Consider the following 15,967-nt stretch of genomic DNA (forward strand, 5'->3'; position numbering starts at 1 on the left):
GCGGTGAGGGACCGCAGGGGCGTCCGTGGTGCTCCGGGCCGTCGCCCCGAGCGCTGCCCGGGGCGCTGCCCGAGCCGTTGCCCGGGGCCGTGCACCCGACCGGTGCCCGACCCGCACCACCCCGTGCGACGCGCCGGGCCCGGCCTATCGAGGCGCCGGGCCCGGCCGGCTGCCGATCGGCCTGCGCGGCCTACCGGTCCGCGTAGGCGGCGAGGAACACGCGGACCCCTTCATCGGCCAGCCGTTCGAGTTCGGCCTGGCTCTGGATGGCGTCGCGGGTGAAGAACATGGCGCGGTCCATGGGGATGGCCAGGATGAGCCAGGCGAAGTGGCGTGCGGCGAGCAGCGGATCGTCCAACCGCAGCAGCCCGCGCGCCGCGAGGTGCTCGAAGCAGGCCGCCAGAGCGGCGATGGTCCGCTCGGGTGCGCGCCGGTAGTAGTCGGCCGCCACCTCGGGGAAGTGGTCGGCCTCCGCGACGAGCAGCCTGCGCAGTTGCAGCCCCCGGGGTTCGACGACGGTGGTGATGTAGCGCCGGGCGAGCTCGGTCAGGTCCCGGTCGAGGTCGTCGGTGTCGCGCAGGGCGTCGACGAGCTCGACGAACGGGCCGACCTTGCCGCTGGCGTTGGTGATGATGGCGGAGAACAGCGTCTCCTTGTCCGTGAACTGCTTGTACACGGTCTGTTTGGACACTGCGGCCGTGGCGGCGATCTCGTCCATGCTGGTGCCTGGGTAGCCCTTGCACAGGAACAGCTCGGTGGCCGCCTCCATGATCGCCTTGCGCTTGCGGGCCGAGCGACCGTCCTCGGGTCCTTGCATGTCCGCCTCCTTGGCATCCTCGGAATAGTACTGGACTGTGCAGTACTCGTGTGAGTACTGTACGGTCCAGTACTAGCGCCGGGTCGACCCGGACGCCGACGTCAACGGAGGGAACTGGTCATGACGACCACGGGACGCAAGATCGCGGCGGGGCTGTTCATATCGCTGGACGGAGTGGTGGAAGCGCCGGAGCAGTGGCACTTTCCTTACCTGGACGAGGAGATGGGCGCGGCTCTCGCCCAGTTGCAGGCCGAGGCGGACACCCTGCTGATGGGACGTCTGACCTACGAGACGTTCGCCGCGGTCTGGCCGGAGCGCACCGGCCCGATGGCGGACGCGCTGAACGGCATCCGCAAGCTGGTCGCCTCGACCACCCTGACCGAGGCGGACTGGAACAACACCACCGTCATCGACGGCGACGTCATCGCCTTCCTCAAGGACCTCAAGCAGCAGCCCGGTGGGAACATCAACCTCTCGGGCAGCATCAGCCTCACCCGAACCCTCCTGGAGGCGGGTCTCCTGGACGAACTGCGGCTCATGGTCCACCCGATCGTGCTCGGCACCGGCATGCGCCTGTTCCCCGAAGGCGCGGGCCGGGTCCCCCTGCGCCTCACCGCCTCGACGACCTTCTCCACCGGTGTGCTGGACCTGACCTACCAGCCCGCCTGACCCGCCCGCCCTTCGCCCTTCAACCATCGGAGAGGATCACATGTCGTTTCAGGCGTACCTGGACACCATCGAGACCAAGACCGGACTGACCCCCCGTGCCTTCATCGCCCTGGCGCAGGAGCGCGGCTTCGACGCCCCGTCCACCAAGGCGGGAGCGATCCTCGCGTGGCTCAAGGAGGACTACGGCCTGGGGCGCGGCCACGGCATGGCGCTGGTTCACGTGATCAAGAACGGCCCGCGCATCGACGCGAAGCACGTCGGTACGACCGGCTCGCACCGCGACGACTCCGACACCCTCTGGTTGGACGGCAAGGCGACGCGCCCCTCCTGAGGCGGCTCCCCGTCCGAATCGGGGCGGTGAGCCGTGACGGCGGGTGGGACACGCCGGCCGTAGGCGTCCAACGAGAAGTGCCGCGGGAGCGGCGGGCTTCCGGGCGCCTGCGGCCGGCGGGCGTTTCGGCCCGGCGCGTGCGTCGACGGGGCGGTGCCCCGGCTGTCGGTCACGGCCGGGGCGGCGCCCCGACCCGCCGTCGCCGGTGCGGGGCCGCAGCCGGTGCCCCCGGGCCGCCTTCGCACAGACGGGCGCATGGAGAGCTTCGTACGCAGGGGTGTTCGGGAGCGGACGGCACCGGGGCCGAACGGAGCCTGAAATACCGTCAGACTCCATTACCGCACCGACCCCCTCCCGGTCATCTCCTGGCCGCTGTGGGCCCGTTGGGCGTGCGGCGTCCGTATTCTCGGGATCATGCCCGGACTTGCACTCGCCCTCATCGCCACCGATCTCGACGGCACCCTGCTGCGCGACGACGACTCCCTCTCGCCGCGCACCCGCGCCGCCCTGTCCCTTGCCGTCGCGGCGGGCGCGACGCACATCGTGGCCACCGGCCGGCCCGTTCCGCAGGTCGTGCCGGTGCTGCGCGGACTGGGTCACCAGGGGCTCGCGGTGTGCGGTCAGGGTGCCCAGCTCTACGACGCCGGCACCGGGCGGATCGTCTGGTCGGTCACGCTGGACCGGGAGGTCGCCGAGGTCGCGCTCGGCAAGATCGAGGCCGAGGTCGGCTCCGTGTACGCGGCGGTCAACCAGGACGGCACGGACGGGCTGATGCTCATGGAGCCCGGGTTCACGGTCACCCACCCGACCCTGTCGGGGGAGCGCGCCCGGCACCGCGACGAACTGTGGTCCCGACCGCTGACCAAAGTGCTGATCCATCGCCCCGGACTCCCCGAGGACGCGTTGGCCGCCGCGGCCCGCGCGGTCGTCGGCGACCTCGTCACCATCACGATGGCGGGCCCCGGCGCGGTGGAGCTCCAGCCGCTCGGCATCACCAAGGCCACCGCGCTGGCGCGGGCCGCGGCGCTGCTCGGCACCGGTCCGGCGGCGACCCTCGCCTTCGGCGACATGCCCAACGACATTCCCATGTTCCTGTGGTCGGGCCACGGGGTCGCCATGGCCAATGCGCACGAGGACCTGAAGGCCGTTGCCGACGAGATCACCGTGTCCAACGAGGACGACGGGGTCGCGGTGGTGCTGGAGCGGCTCTACGGGGTGGCGCCGGGCCTCCGGGCGGGGATCGTGAGTCAGGGGCGGTCCCGGGCTCGGGCGGGGCGTGCTCGGCCCTGAGCGGGGCCGGGGGGCCGGGGTGCTTGGCCCTGGGCGGATGCGATTCGCTGCGCGTGAGTGGTTCCTGTGGGGTGCGCTGGGGGTTCGCGCAGTTCCCCGCGCCCCTTGATCGGGCGCGTGCTGGGCCCCGCGCCGCTTGATCGGGTGCGTCGATCTTTCGGTGTTGCTGGGCGGGGGTGGTGGTGGGGGCGTTGAGCGGGGATGGGAACCTTGTCCCGGAGCTGGCTTTTCCTGCCTTTCGGTGGTTTCTCCTCCATCTCGGGTGAAATCAGATGAGCTGATCAAAAACGCGGCAACGTCGATCGCGTGCCGACCGCCATGGGCGGGCGGGGGCTCACAGTGATCGAAAGGGGACCGGATACGCTGACTTGAGTGAGGGCAGCGACACATCGACCAGCCATGTGTACGACCTAGTGATCGTCAGCAGACAGGAGACCCCCTCGTGACCGTCGTCGGGCCTTTCGGGCTGAGCGTGCGGGACCAGGCTCTCGAAGCCGATGTCCAGGCCGGATTGGCTGCTGTCGAGGAGGGGCTGCTCGACGCCACCAAGAGCGAGGTGCCCTTCATCACGGAGGCGGCCCAGCACCTGGTCCGCGCCGGGGGCAAGCGGTTCCGCCCCCTGCTGGCACTGCTGGCGTCCCAGTTCGGCGATCCCGACTCGCCCGGGGTGGTGCCCGCGGCCGTCGTCGTCGAGCTGACGCACCTGGCGACGCTGTACCACGACGACGTGATGGACGAGGCCGACGTCCGGCGCGGGGTGCCCAGTGCGAACCACCGCTGGGACAACTCGGTGGCCGTCCTGACCGGCGACTTCCTGTTCGCGCGCGCCTCGCACATCCTGGCCGACCTGGGACCGGACGCCGTCCGCATCCAGGCCGAGGCGTTCGAACGACTGGTCACCGGGCAGATCCTGGAGACCGCGGGCCCCCGGGACGGGCGCGACCCGGTGGCGCACTACCTCGACGTGATCGGCGGCAAGACCGGCTCCCTGATCGCCGTGGCCGGCCGCTTCGGCGCGATGATGTCCGGGGCCGACGAGACGGTCGTGACCGTGCTGACGCAGTACGGCGAACGGCTCGGCATCGCCTTCCAGCTCGCCGACGACGTCCTGGACATCGCCTCCGACTCGCACGAGTCGGGCAAGACGCCGGGGACCGACCTGCGCGAGGGCATCCCCACCCTGCCCGTGCTGCGGCTCCGGGAGCGCGCCGAGCGGCTCGGCGACCCGGACGACCTCGCCCTGTGCGAACTCCTCGCCTCCGACCTGAGCGATGACGCCCGGCACCGGGAGGCCCTGACGCGGTTGCGGGCGCACCCCGCGCTGGAGCACGCCCGCAAGGACACCGTGCGCTACGCCGAGGACGCGCGCGCCGCCCTGGACCCGCTACCCGAGTGCGATGCCAAGGCCGCGCTGGTCGAACTGTGTGACGCCGTGGTGCACCGCGCCGGTTGAGTCTCCCGGCGCTCCCCCCCCCGTGGCCCGGCCCCTCGATCCGCCCCTGACCCGGGCCCATCCCCTACGGGAGGGGTAAGGGTTCCTCCGCTCATGTCATACCCGGGCAGTACGTGAAGTTGGCTCCGAGGTCTGACGCCCCACCGCCTCCGGTTTGGTGTCATGGGGGAAGACCACTCCTGAGCAGTTCGAGTGAGAATGGCGGCGCGGGGTGGACCCAAGAGGGATACGGAAGGTCGCCGCCGACCACGGAGGTAGGGCACACATGGCACCGTACGAATCCAACAAGACTTCCGGCGCGGACAGCGAGTCGGGCGCACGCCCCGCACGCCCCCGCGCGGGACGCCGCCGGGCGGCCCGTTACGCCGTCCCGGTGACGGTCGTGGGAGTGGCGGCGGCGACCATAGGCCTGGTCCCCGCGCTCGCCGACTCGGGCGATCCGGACCTGCCGAAGATCAGCGCCCAGCAGCTCATCGAGAAGATCGCCGCCTCGGACACCGAACAGCTGTCCGGCACGGTGAAGATCAGCACCGACCTGGGACTGCCCGACTTCGGTGACGCGCTGAGTTCCTTCGTGCCGGAGGCGGGAGAGGGCGGCAGCGGTTCGGCCGACCCGCAGTCCAAGCTGATGGAGCTCGCCTCGGGCACGCACACGCTGCGCGTCGCCGCCGACGGTCCCGAGCGCACCAAGCTGTCGATCCTGGGCAAGGGCTCCGAGTACAGCCTCATCCAGAACGAGGGTGACGTCTGGGCCTACGACAGCGGCTCCAACCAGGTCTTCCACGCGAAGGACGTCACCGCGGGCGCCCCCGGCGAGGACGCCCCGAAGCGGGGCGCTGACGTGCCCGCCACGCCGAAGGAGTTCGCCGACGAGGTGCTCCAGGCGGCCGGCGACACCACGTCGGTCACGGTGGACGGCAGCTCCCGGGTCGCCGGGCGGGACGCCTACAAGCTCGTCCTCAAGCCGAAGCAGGCCGGTTCCACGGTCGGTTCGGTGCAGATCGCGGTGGACGCGAAGACCGGCGTCCCGCTGAAGTTCACGCTGGTGCCCGCATCCGGGGGCAGCGCGATCGTCGACGTCAGCTTCACCAAGGTCGACTTCGCCAAGCCCGCGGCCTCGACGTTCGACTTCACCCCGCCGAAGGGTGCCGAGGTCACCGAGGCGGACGACCTGGCGGACGCCAAGAACGACAAGGGCTCGGAGGACCTGGGCCGGTTCGACGGCTTCGGGCTGCCCGGCCTCGGCAGTGCCCAGAGCGGCGCGGGGTCGAAGACCCTCGGCGAGGGCTGGAGCACCATCGCCCGGATCGGTGAGCCCGGTGGGTCCGCCGCGTCCGACGAGTCCGGCCGGGGAGACGAAGGAGCGGGCGCGGCCCAGCAGTTCCTCGACTCCCTCGGGGACGAGGTCTCCGGTTCCTTCGGTTCGGGGACGGTGTACTCCACGCGTCTGATCAACGCCCTGGTGACGGACGACGGCACGGTGTACGTCGGTGCCGTGACGAAGGACGCGCTGGTCAAGGCGGCCAACAGCGACCGCTAGGCCGCAACGCCCGGGGGCGGGTTGCGGCGCGGCGGGATCGCTGCGCCGCGCCGCAGCCCGCCCCTGCAAGGGGGCGCACAGGCTGATCGAGACCGGGGGACGGCCTCAGCCGTACCGCTCGACGAGCGCGGTGCCGATCGCGGCCAGGTGGTCCCGCACACCTGGAGGGCCGGTCACCTCCAGCCATTCGACCAGCCCGGCGAGCTCGCCGGCGAGTGCGTATTCGTTGTGGCCGCGGATCAGGACCTCGATCCGGCCGTCGGTCGTGGAACCCCCCACCTGGAGCCGGCTGCCGAGCATCATCCGGAGCAGGTACATCCCGGAGGGTGCGCATACCGCCTGGATTTCGAGGGGTGCGCGCCTGCGCTCGATCTCGTCGGCGATCTCGTGCCAGCTCTCGGCGAGGTCGAAGTCTTCGGGCCGGTGCACGGGATCGTCGGTCGGTTCGGCTGACGAGACGCGGTCGATGCGGAAGGTCCGCCGGCCGGACTCGGTGTGGGAGACGAGGTACCACGACGGGCCTTTGGCGACGATGCCCAGCGGGTGCACGGTCCTCTCGGTTTCGGCGCCTGTGCCGTCGACGTAGCCGAGCCGTACCTGGACGCCGCGGATCACCGCGTCCTGGAGTGCGTCGAGGAAGCGGGGCGGGCGCGGTTCGATCCGGCTCGACCCCCAGCGCTGCGGGTCCGTGACCAGCGACGAAGCTGCCGCCTCGGCCTGGACCCGGAAGGGCTCCGGCAGGGCTTGGACGAGCTTGCGCAGTGCTGCCTTCACGGCCGGTGTCGCGGTCGAGGCCGGACCGGCGACCAGGAACAGGGCGCGGGCCTCACCGGCGGTCAGCCCGGACAGGTCGGTGCGGGCGCCGCCCACGAGGCGCCAGCCGCCGCTGCGGCCCTGGAGGGAGTACACGGGCACCCCGGCCATGGCCAGGGCGTCGAGGTCGCGGCGGGCGGTGCGTTCGGAGACCTCCAGCTCCCGGGCGACCTCCGCCGCCGTCACCTGCCCGCGCCGTTGCAGCAGGAGGAGGACGGCCACCAGCCGATCGGTTCGCATGCTGACGACACTTCCATGAAAACCGGTCATGGGGTGGCCGGTTTTGTCGGCAGGATGGCGACATGGCCTCACGGCGAGCCCCATTGCCCAGAGCCGAATCGTCCTCCCGGCCCACCCGGGGTGCATCGGCGCATTTTTCGGGAAGCTCCGCCGTTCGAGCCCGATCACCCCGAAAAGCAAGAGAGGCGAAGCCATGTTCGATCCAGCTGATTTCCCCGAGCCCACCCTTGTTCCGGTCAACGGTGTGGAGCTGGAAGTCTTCGAAGCGGGCCGGCAGAACGCCGGAAAGCCCATCGTGCTCTGTCACGGCTGGCCGGAGCACGCCTTCTCCTGGCGTCATCAGATTCCCGCCCTCGCCGCAGCGGGCTACCACGTCATCGTTCCGAACCAGCGGGGCTACGGCAATTCGTCCCGTCCGGCCGAAGTGACGGACTACGACATCGCGCACCTGTCGGGTGATCTCGTCGCACTGCTCGATCACTACGGGTACGAGGACGCCACCTTCGTCGGTCATGACTGGGGTGCCATGGTCGTCTGGGGTCTGAGCCTGCTGCATCCGAACCGGGTGAACAAGGTGATCAACCTGAGCCTGCCGTACCAGGAGCGTGGAGAAACGCCCTGGATCGAGCTCATGGAAGCCGTGCTCGGCGGCGACTTCTACTTCGTCCACTTCAATCGGCAGCCGGGCGTCGCGGACGCCGTGTTCGACGAGAACACCTTCCGGTTCCTGCGCAATCTGTACCGGAAGAACGAACCCCCCAGGGAGCCTCAGCCGGGTATGGCGCTGATCGATCTCGCCAGAGCGGAAACGCCGCTCGGTGATCCCGTCATGAGCGACGGCGAACTGGCCGTTTTCGTTTCCGCTTTCGCCTCGACCGGGTTCACGGGCAGTGTGAACTGGTACCGGAACCTCGACCGCAACTGGCACTTGCTGGCGGACGCGGACCCGATCGTCCGGCAGCCCACGCTCATGATCTACGGCGACCGGGACCAGATCCAGAAGTCGGAAAGGCTGCCGGAGTTCGTGCCCCGGGTGGAAGTGGTCAGTCTGGACTGCGGTCATTGGATCCAGCAGGAAATGCCGGAAGAGACGAACCGGGTGATGACGAAGTGGCTGGAACAGCAGGATGCCGACTAGCGGCTCCTGATCAGGTGGCCCGGCGGGACCGGCAACACCCCGTGCGCGGCGGGTAGCGTCAGGGGTGGAGGTGGGGCGCGTGACGGAACGGATCGAGGCGACGCGTGTCGACGGGGGACGTGTCGACGGGACGCCGGGCGTGGTCATCGAGACGAGGGGTCTCACCAAGCGGTACCGCGGCGGGCAACTCGCCGTCGACCGGCTCGACCTGAGCGTGCCCGAGGGGACCGTCTTCGGGTTCCTCGGCCCCAACGGTTCGGGGAAGACCACCACGATCCGCATGCTGATGGGGCTGATCGAGCCGACCGGGGGGTCCGCCGAGGTGCTGGGGCACTCCATGCCCGGCGCCGCGCGCACCGTGCTGCCCCGGGTGGGCGCCCTGATCGAGGGCCCCGCGCTGTACGGCTTCCTGAGCGGGCGGGACAACCTCCTGCGGTACGACGCGGCGGATCCCACCGCCGATCCCCGTACCCGTCGGACCCGGGTCGGCGCCGCCCTGGACCGGGTGGGGCTCACCGCCGCCGCGGGGAAACGGGCCCGGGCCTACAGCCTCGGGATGAAGCAGCGGCTGGGGCTCGCGGCGGCACTGCTGCGGCCCCGCCGCCTCCTCGTCCTGGACGAGCCGACCAACGGCCTCGACCCGCAGGGCATGCGGGAGATCCGTGCCCTGGTGCGTGAGCTGGCGTCGGACGGGACGACGGTGTTCCTCTCCTCGCACCTCCTCGACGAGATCGAGCAGGTGTGCACCCATGCGGCGGTGATGGCCCGGGGCCGGTTGATCACCCAGGGCCCGGTCGCGGAGTTGGCCGCGGGCGCCCGCGGGCAACTCGTCGTCACCACCCCCGACCCGGGGGAGGCGGTGCGGGTGCTGAAGGAACGGGGGCTCACGGACGTTTCCGCCGACGGGGACCGGGTGCTGGCGGAGCCCCCCGAGGGCGACCCCGCGGAGGTCACCGCGGCGCTGGTGGCGGCGGGCGTACGGGTGCGGGGTTTCGGGATCGAGCGGGGCTCGCTGGAGGACGCGTTCGTCGCGCTCACGGGGGAGGGTTTCGATGTCGCCCAGTGAAACGACCCCCACGACCCCCACGACCGGCACGACCGGCACGACCCCCGCGACCGGCGCGGTGCCGGGGGAGCGCACCGCCCGGTGGACCTGGACGTTCGGGCTGCTGCGGTCCGAACTGAGCACCACGTTCCGGCGCTGGCGCACCCTCGCCCTGCTGGCCGTGCTCGCGGCGGTGCCGATCCTGATCGGCATCGCGATCCGGGTGGAGACGGGCGGCGGCTCCACGGCGGGCGGCGGCTCCGGGGAGGCGGGCCCGGCCTTCCTCGCCCAGGTCACCAACAACGGGCTGTTCCTGGTGTTCGCGGGACTCGCCGCGACCCTGCCGTTCTTCCTGCCCATGGCGGTCGGCGTGGTCGCGGGGGACGCGATCGCGGGCGAGGCGAGCGCCGGCACCCTGCGCTACCTGCTCGTCGCACCGGCGGGCCGGAGCCGACTGCTGCTGGTCAAGTACGCGACGACGATGACGTTCTGCCTGGTGGCGACCCTGGTGGTGGCCGTGTCGGCACTCGCGGTCGGGGCGCTGCTGTTCCCGCTGGGCGAGGTCACCACCATCTCGGGCACCCGCATCGGGTTCGCCGAGGGTCTGGCCCGGGCGGTGTTCATCGCGCTGCTCGTCGCGGTGTCCCTGCTCGGGGTCGCCGCGCTGGGGCTGTTCGTCTCCACGCTCACCAGCAGCGGGATCGCCGCGATGGCGACCACCGTCGGGCTGCTGATCACCGTGCAGATCCTGGACCAGATCCCCCAACTGGACGTGCTGCACCCGTATCTGTTCTCGCACCACTGGTTGTCGTTCGCCGATGTGATGCGCGCCCCGGTGTACTGGGACGACATCGTCCGCAACCTCGGCGTGCAGGCCCTGTACGCGGCGGTGTTCGGGTCGGCGGCGTGGGCACGGTTCACCACGAAGGACGTCACGACGTAACGGCCCCCGTCACCCGCGGTGGAAGGTGCCGTCCCCGGTGACCCGTACGCCCACCACGTCACCGGAGCGCACCGCGACGGGGCCGGGCACCCGTACGGTGACCGTGCCCGCCTGCGCGACGGCGACGAGGACCAGCGCGTCGTGCCCGTGGAAGCGGACCTCCGTGACCCGTCCCGTCGGGGTGTCCGGCCCGGCTTCCGCGGACGGCACCAGGCGCAGGTGCTCCGGGCGCAGGACGACCGTGCCGACCCGCTCGGCTGCCCCGGCGTCCGGGTCGGTGACCGTGACGGGTCCGAGCGCGGTGACCGCCCGCCCGGCCCCGCCCCCGGCACCGTTCGCGTCGAGCGTGCCGGGCAGCCGTACGGCCGCCCCGACGAAGGACGCCACCCACGGGTCGGCGGGGCGGGCGTACAACTCCTCGGGAGGCGCGCACTGCACGACCCGGCCGGCCCGCAGCACGGCGACCCGGTCCGCCGAGGACAGGGCCTCCTCCTGGTCGTGGGTGACCAACAGCGCGGTGGCCCCGGCGGCCCGGAGCGCCGTCCGGACGTCGGAGCGCAGTCCCGCCCGCAGCCCGCTGTCGAGCGCGTTGAACGGCTCGTCGAGCAGGACCAGCGCGGGGCGCGGCGCGAGGGCCCGGGCCAGTGCCACCCGCTGCTGCTGTCCGCCGGACAGTTCGTGCGGCATCCGCTCGCCGAAGTCCCCGAGCCCCACCAGCTCCAGCATCTCGGCGGTGCGTGACCGCCGTTCGTCGCGGGGGGCACCGCGCAGCCCGAAGGCGACGTTCCGTGCCACGCTCAGGTGCGGGAACAGCGCCCCCTCCTGGGCGACGAGGCCGATCCCGCGCCGCTCCGGCGGTATCCGTACGCCCGGTCCGCTCACGGTCCGGCCCCCGACCGAGACCTCACCGGCGTCCGGATCGAGGAACCCGGCGATCACCCGCAGCAGCGTCGTCTTGCCGCAGCCGGAGGGGCCGAGCAGGGCCGCGACCTCGCCCTCGGGCACGGTGAGGTCCACCCCGTCGAGCACCGGGTCGCCCGGTCCGTACGAGCTGGACACCGAGGTGATGCGCAGCCCGGTCACAGGGGCCTGCCCAGCGGGGCGGAGGTCATGAGCGCCTTCCGAGGAGGTAGGAGGGGACGGCGGCGAGCAGCACGATGGCCGCGGCGTAGGGCGCGGCGCCGGCGAAGGCGCCGGCGCCGGTCTCGGTCCACAGCCGGGTGGCGAGGGTGTCCGTGCCGGTGGGTCGCAGCAGCAGCGTCGCGGGCAGTTCCTTCATGATCACGACGAAGGTGAGGGCCGCGCCCGCCCCGATGCCGGGTGCGGCGAGCGGCACGGTGACCTCCCGCAGCACCTGGAGGGGGCTGCGGCCCAGCGAGCGGGCCACGTCCTCCAGCACGGGCGGCGCCTGGAGCACCGCGGCGCGGGCCGAGGCGACGGCGACCGGCAGGAACAGCACCACGTACGCGACGATGAGCAGCGGGAACTCCTGGTACAGCGGATAGGCGTACCGGATGGAGAAGAACACCAGGGCCAGTCCGACGGTGATCCCGGGGACGGCGTGCCCCGCGTACACGGACTGTTCGAGGAGTCGGGCGGGGCGCCCCCGGTAGCGGGCCGACAGCACCCCGACCGGGAGGGCGAGCAGGGTGGTGACGGTGGCGCCCACGGCGGCGACGCCGAGGGTGGCGAGCACCGCGGGCCAGAACTTCTCCCCGTCGAAGCCGGAGTTGCCGACGGTGAGCCAGTAGCCGAGGGTCGCCAGCGGGAAGGCGACGGAGGCGCCGGCGACGGCGGTGCACCAGACGAGTGCGGGAGCGGTCCAGGCGCCGAGCCGCAGTCGGACCGGTGGTCGGGCGCTGCCCCGGCCGGTGCGGGCGTGCCCGGCCCGGCCCCGGGTGCGGTTCTCCGCCCGGACCAGCAGCACGGTCATGGCGACCAGCACGCAGCCGAGCACGGCGGCCGGGGTGCGGTCGAAGCTCGCCTGGTACGAGGTGTGGATGGCCCGGGTGAAGGTGTCGTAGCGGGTGATCGACACCGAACCGAAGTCCGACAGGACGTACAGCGCCACGAGGATCGCGCCGCCGGCCGCCGCGGGGCGCAGCTGCGGGAGGGTGACCTTGAGGAAGGCTCCCAGTGCGCCGCTGCCCAGCGACCGCGCCGCCTCCTCCTGCGCCGGGTCGATGCCCCGCAGCACCGCGGCCACCGGGAGGTAGACGTACGGGAAGCAGGCGAAGGTCAGGGTGATCGACGCCCCGGTCAGCCCCGCGAGCGAGGGCGCCGCGGAGATCCAGGTGAACGCCGCGACGTAGCTGGGCACGGCGAGCGGCAGCGTCGCGAGCACCGCCCACGCCTTGCGGCCGGGCAGATCGGTGCGCACGGTCAGCCAGGCCAGGGAGATCCCGAGCACCAGGGACGCGCCCACCACGATCGCGGTCAGCCCGAGGCTGCGGCCGAGGAGTTCGAGGGTGCGCTGTTCGGACACGATGTCCCAGGCGAAGCCCCACCCCCGTTCCAGGGCGCGCACCCCGAGGTAGCCGAGCGGGAGCAGGGCGACGAGCGCCGCGGCGGTGGCGGGCAGCAGCAGGACGAGCGGCGGCGTCCGTCGCCGGGCGGCGGCGAGCACGGAGCCGGGGGCCGAGGAACGGGCGGAGCCGCCCCGCCGCGCCCGGGACGGTCCGTCCGGGTGCGGCGGAGCGGCGCCCCGCTCCCGCGCGGCGGTCCGCGCGGTCACGCTGTCGTTCACCGTGGAGTCCGGTGTTCCTGCCGTGCGGCCGTCAGACCAGCCCGGCTTCCTTGAGCATCTCCAGGGTCTTCTGGAGCGACTCCAGCTCACCGAGGTCGATCTCCGGGGCGTCCAGGGAGGCGAGCGGGGGCAGGTCCTTCACGGTGGAGGTCACGCCGGAGGCCAGCGGGTACTCCTTGGTCTCCTCGGCGAAGTACTTCTGCGCCTCGGCGGAGAGCAGGTAGTCGACGGCCTTCCCGGCGGCGGCCTGCTGCTTGCCGTTCTTGAGGACTCCGACGCCGGCCACGTTGATCAGTGCGCCCGGGTCGCCGCCGGGGAGGAAGTGGATCTTCGCGTTGACCTTGTCGGCACCGACCTCGGCGGCCTTCTCGTACCAGTAGTAGTGGTTGATCAGACCGAGGGAGACCTCACCGGCGTCCACCGCGTCGAGGATCGCGCCGTTCTTGGCGTACTGCTTGGCGCCGTTGGCCTTGAGGCCCTTCAGCCACTTCAGGGTGGCCGCGTCGCCCTCCAGGACGCGCATGCCGGTGACGAACGCCTGGAACGAGGCGTTGGTGGGCGCGTAGCCGACCTTGCCCTTCCACTTCGGCTCGGTGAGCTCCTTGACGCTGTCGGGGACCTCGGTGGTCTGCTTCGGGTTGTACGCGATCACCCGGGAGCGGCCGGAGACGCCGACCCAGTCGTTCTCGGCGCCGCGGAACGCCTTGTCGACCTTCTTCAGCGACTTCGCCGGCGCGTCGGCGAGCAGCCCGGCCCCGGAGAGCGCGCCGAGCGCACCCGCGTCCTGCGAGAAGAAGAGTCCGGCCTTGGTCCGGCTGCCCTCTTCGAGGATCTGGGCGGCGAGTTCGGCGCTGTCGCCGTAGCGGACCTCGACCTTGGTGCCGGTGGCCTTCTCCAGCTTGTCGATGATCGGGGCGATCAGCTCTTCGTTGCGGCCGGAGTAGATGACCAGCTCGTCCGCGGCCTTCGCCTGGGAGTCGCCGCCCTTCTTGGTCTCGGCCTTGTCGTCGCCGTCGCTCGAACCGCAGGCGGCGAGCGCGGGCAGGAGCAGGGCGGAAAGGGCTAGGGCGGTACCGCGACGGACGAGCGGGCGACGCATGAGGGCCTCCTGAGCAACCCGGGGCCGGTGCACCGACGACCTGCGGGAACGTGTTTTCGGACGCCCTAATGAATAGGTGAGGCTTGCCTCAGTGTCAATTTTTGGTCAGTGGCTGGTCGTTTTTGGTCATACTGCTCGTTCTCGGCGGGAGGTCCGACCGGGCGGGAGGTCCGACCGGGCGGGAGGTCCGACCGGGCGGGAGGTCCGACCGGGCGGGAGCCGTCGTCGGCGCGACGGCTCCCGCCCGGGGTCCGTCAGGAGGACAGGGCCCACAGGGTGTGGGCGAGGGCGTCGCTGTTGCGGTCGAGGGCGGTCGCCGAGACGTTCGCGGTGGTGTCGCACGCCCGGTGGTAGCAGCGGTCGAAGGCCAGCCCCGCGGTCCCGCCCCACTTGGCGGCCTGGGCGGCGCTCTTGGCGTAGCTGGCGCCGGTGAACAGTCCGCCGACCGGGATGCCCACGTTCTTGAACGGGGCGTGGTCGGAGCGGCCGTCGCCCTCGGTCTCCGGTTCGGTGGGGACGCCGAGCCCGGTGAAGTAGTTCTTGAAGGTCTGCTCGATGACGGGGTCGTCGTCGTAGACGAAGTAGCCCGGGTTGGGGGAGCCGACCATGTCGAGGTTCAGATAGCCCTTGATGACGGAGCGGTCCGCCGCCGACAACCCGTTCACGTAGGTGCGGGAGCCGACCAGCCCCGACTCCTCCGCGCCCCACCAGGCGAACCGCAGGTGCTTGGTGGGCCGGTACTGGGTGCGCGCCACGGCGAGCGCGGTCTCCAGGACGGCCGCCGAGCCGGTGGCGTTGTCGTTGATGCCGGCGCCCGCGGCGACGCTGTCGAGGTGGGCCCCGGCCATGACCACCTGGTTCGGGTCGCCGCCCGGCCAGTCGGCGATCAGGTTGTAGCCGGTGCGCCCGCCCGAGGTGAAGCTCCGGATGGAAGTGGTGTACCCGACGGCGTCCAGCTTGGCCTTCACGTAGTCGAGCGAGGCGCGGTAGCCGGGCCGGCCGTGGGCCCGGTTGCCGCCGTTGGCGTTGGCTATGGACTGGAACTGGGTCAGATGGGCCTGGAGGGCGGTCACCGGGATGTCGGGCGCCGCGACTCTCGGAGCGGCGACGGTCCCGGTGACGAAACCACTGGTCAGCAGGGTGGCCCCGGCGGCGAGGGCGGCGGTCAGGGCGCGTCGTGCGACGGCGGCCCGGGTGAGGGTGGAGGGCATGGTGGGGGCTCCGGATTCCGTGGGGACGGGGGAGCCCGATGGTCAGCGGAACGAGGGATTCCCTCAAGGGCGCTATTTGGACACTGGTGTTCGGATAACGGTGGACCGTCCGGTAAGCGGACCCGGCCCGTGCGCCCGGGGTGCCGGTCCGTCAGTGCAGGCAGAACTCGTTCCCCTCCGGGTCGGCCATCAGTACCCATCCACCTGCGGGTTCCGTCACCCGGCGCAGCACCGACGCCCCCAGGGCGATCAGTCGCGCCTCCTCCGCCGCCCGTTCCCCGCTTGGCGCGTGCACGTCGATATGTAGCCGGTTCTTGACGGTCTTCGGTTCCGGTACGCGCTGGAACAGCAGTCGCCGCCCGAGTCCCGTCCCGGTGTCCCCGTCGAACGGGTCGTCGGGGTGCCGCACGGCGATGAGGTCCCGCCAGGCGCGGCGCCCTCCCGACTCGACGGTCTGGTCCTCGGTCGCCGCTCCGAACCCCAGCAGCCGTTCGATGAGGGCGCTGTTGTCCTCGATCTCGTACCCGAGGGCCGCGGCCCAGAAGGCGGCTTGGGCGTGGGGGTCTCCGGCGTCGACGACGAGCTTCCAGTGCAGTGTCCGTGAGGTCATGTAACCACTTATAGTGGTTAGG

15 protein-coding genes are annotated in these 15,967 nt (G+C 71.7%); 8 read left to right on the forward strand and 7 right to left on the reverse strand.

Features of this window, described 5'->3' with window-relative positions:
• Positions 1-190: 190 nt before the first annotated feature.
• Positions 191-817: a TetR/AcrR family transcriptional regulator C-terminal domain-containing protein gene (locus ACFYOU_RS18910; RefSeq protein WP_391306951.1), complete on the reverse strand. Its 627-nt coding sequence runs from the start codon at positions 815-817 to the stop codon at positions 191-193.
• A gap of 120 nt (positions 818-937) precedes the next feature.
• On the opposite strand from ACFYOU_RS18910, the gene ACFYOU_RS18915 reads away from it, so the two are divergent.
• The 5 genes from ACFYOU_RS18915 to ACFYOU_RS18935 all read left to right on the forward strand — a co-directional run bounded on the left by ACFYOU_RS18915 (position 938) and on the right by ACFYOU_RS18935 (position 6,100).
• Complete coding sequence (locus ACFYOU_RS18915) at positions 938-1,486, forward strand: dihydrofolate reductase family protein (protein WP_391306952.1); 549 nt, start codon at positions 938-940, stop codon at positions 1,484-1,486.
• A gap of 40 nt (positions 1,487-1,526) precedes the next feature.
• A complete protein-coding gene (locus ACFYOU_RS18920) occupies positions 1,527-1,817 on the forward strand; it encodes a DUF4287 domain-containing protein (RefSeq protein ID WP_391306954.1) in 291 nt (96 codons plus the stop codon).
• A 414-nt stretch (positions 1,818-2,231) separates the two neighbouring features.
• A complete protein-coding gene (locus ACFYOU_RS18925; RefSeq protein ID WP_391306956.1) occupies positions 2,232-3,107 on the forward strand; it encodes a Cof-type HAD-IIB family hydrolase in 876 nt (291 codons plus the stop codon).
• Between the two features lie 442 nt (positions 3,108-3,549).
• Complete coding sequence (locus ACFYOU_RS18930) at positions 3,550-4,560, forward strand: polyprenyl synthetase family protein (RefSeq protein WP_391306958.1); 1,011 nt, start codon at positions 3,550-3,552, stop codon at positions 4,558-4,560.
• A gap of 265 nt (positions 4,561-4,825) precedes the next feature.
• Positions 4,826-6,100, forward strand: coding sequence for a sigma-E factor regulatory protein RseB domain-containing protein (locus tag ACFYOU_RS18935; protein WP_391306960.1), 1,275 nt, complete (start codon positions 4,826-4,828; stop codon positions 6,098-6,100).
• A 105-nt stretch (positions 6,101-6,205) separates the two neighbouring features.
• Here ACFYOU_RS18935 and ACFYOU_RS18940 read toward each other — a convergent pair whose 3' ends face one another.
• Positions 6,206-7,153, reverse strand: a complete 948-nt coding sequence (locus ACFYOU_RS18940; protein WP_391306962.1) for a WYL domain-containing protein — start codon at positions 7,151-7,153, stop codon at positions 6,206-6,208.
• 193 nt (positions 7,154-7,346) lie between these two features.
• Here ACFYOU_RS18940 and ACFYOU_RS18945 point away from each other — a divergent pair, with 193 nt between their 5' ends.
• From ACFYOU_RS18945 to ACFYOU_RS18955, 3 genes are all read left to right on the forward strand, one after another.
• The gene (locus ACFYOU_RS18945) at positions 7,347-8,291 is read left to right on the forward strand and encodes an alpha/beta fold hydrolase (protein ID WP_391306964.1); all 945 of its coding nucleotides are present in this window, start codon (positions 7,347-7,349) and stop codon (positions 8,289-8,291) included.
• Between the two features lie 91 nt (positions 8,292-8,382).
• Positions 8,383-9,357, forward strand: coding sequence for an ATP-binding cassette domain-containing protein (locus ACFYOU_RS18950; protein WP_391307240.1), 975 nt, complete (start codon positions 8,383-8,385; stop codon positions 9,355-9,357).
• Positions 9,344-10,279 carry an ABC transporter permease subunit gene (locus tag ACFYOU_RS18955; RefSeq protein WP_391306965.1) on the forward strand — a complete coding sequence of 312 codons (936 nt, stop codon included), beginning with the start codon at positions 9,344-9,346 and terminating at the stop codon, positions 10,277-10,279. The genes ACFYOU_RS18950 and ACFYOU_RS18955 overlap by 14 nt, the downstream gene beginning before the upstream one ends.
• Before the next feature lie 9 nt (positions 10,280-10,288).
• Here ACFYOU_RS18955 and ACFYOU_RS18960 read toward each other — a convergent pair whose 3' ends face one another.
• The 5 genes from ACFYOU_RS18960 to ACFYOU_RS18980 form a co-directional block, all read right to left on the reverse strand.
• On the reverse strand, positions 10,289-11,362 hold the full coding sequence (locus tag ACFYOU_RS18960; protein WP_391306967.1) for an ATP-binding cassette domain-containing protein: 1,074 nt from the start codon (positions 11,360-11,362) through the stop codon (positions 10,289-10,291).
• A 25-nt stretch (positions 11,363-11,387) separates the two neighbouring features.
• Complete coding sequence (locus ACFYOU_RS18965) at positions 11,388-12,905, reverse strand: ABC transporter permease subunit (RefSeq protein WP_391307242.1); 1,518 nt, start codon at positions 12,903-12,905, stop codon at positions 11,388-11,390.
• Positions 12,906-13,056: 151 nt separating this feature from the next.
• Positions 13,057-14,124 carry an iron ABC transporter substrate-binding protein gene (locus tag ACFYOU_RS18970; protein WP_385496018.1) on the reverse strand — a complete coding sequence of 356 codons (1,068 nt, stop codon included), beginning with the start codon at positions 14,122-14,124 and terminating at the stop codon, positions 13,057-13,059.
• 254 nt (positions 14,125-14,378) lie between these two features.
• Complete coding sequence (locus ACFYOU_RS18975; RefSeq protein ID WP_389768437.1) at positions 14,379-15,335, reverse strand: M28 family metallopeptidase; 957 nt, start codon at positions 15,333-15,335, stop codon at positions 14,379-14,381.
• A 151-nt stretch (positions 15,336-15,486) separates the two neighbouring features.
• Positions 15,487-15,945, reverse strand: a complete 459-nt coding sequence (locus tag ACFYOU_RS18980; protein WP_389768435.1) for a VOC family protein — start codon at positions 15,943-15,945, stop codon at positions 15,487-15,489.
• Between the last annotated feature and the right edge of the window lie 22 nt (positions 15,946-15,967).

Source organism: Streptomyces sp. NPDC005955 (assembly GCF_042871255.1).
Taxonomy (GTDB): domain Bacteria; phylum Actinomycetota; class Actinomycetes; order Streptomycetales; family Streptomycetaceae; genus Streptomyces.

Bases quoted from the DNA above. Each gene is read 5' to 3' on its own strand.
- ACFYOU_RS18910 (WP_391306951.1), bottom strand. From the start codon at position 817: ATGCAAGGACCCGAGGACGGTCGCTCGGCCCGCAAGCGCAAGGCGATC.
- ACFYOU_RS18915 (WP_391306952.1), top strand. From the start codon at position 938: ATGACGACCACGGGACGCAAGATCGCGGCGGGGCTGTTCATATCGCTG.
- ACFYOU_RS18920 (WP_391306954.1), top strand. From the start codon at position 1,527: ATGTCGTTTCAGGCGTACCTGGACACCATCGAGACCAAGACCGGACTG.
- ACFYOU_RS18925 (WP_391306956.1), top strand. From the start codon at position 2,232: ATGCCCGGACTTGCACTCGCCCTCATCGCCACCGATCTCGACGGCACC.
- ACFYOU_RS18935 (WP_391306960.1), top strand. From the start codon at position 4,826: ATGGCACCGTACGAATCCAACAAGACTTCCGGCGCGGACAGCGAGTCG.
- ACFYOU_RS18940 (WP_391306962.1), bottom strand. From the start codon at position 7,153: ATGCGAACCGATCGGCTGGTGGCCGTCCTCCTCCTGCTGCAACGGCGC.
- ACFYOU_RS18945 (WP_391306964.1), top strand. From the start codon at position 7,347: ATGTTCGATCCAGCTGATTTCCCCGAGCCCACCCTTGTTCCGGTCAAC.
- ACFYOU_RS18955 (WP_391306965.1), top strand. From the start codon at position 9,344: ATGTCGCCCAGTGAAACGACCCCCACGACCCCCACGACCGGCACGACC.
- ACFYOU_RS18970 (WP_385496018.1), bottom strand. From the start codon at position 14,124: ATGCGTCGCCCGCTCGTCCGTCGCGGTACCGCCCTAGCCCTTTCCGCC.
- ACFYOU_RS18975 (WP_389768437.1), bottom strand. From the start codon at position 15,335: ATGCCCTCCACCCTCACCCGGGCCGCCGTCGCACGACGCGCCCTGACC.
- ACFYOU_RS18980 (WP_389768435.1), bottom strand. From the start codon at position 15,945: ATGACCTCACGGACACTGCACTGGAAGCTCGTCGTCGACGCCGGAGAC.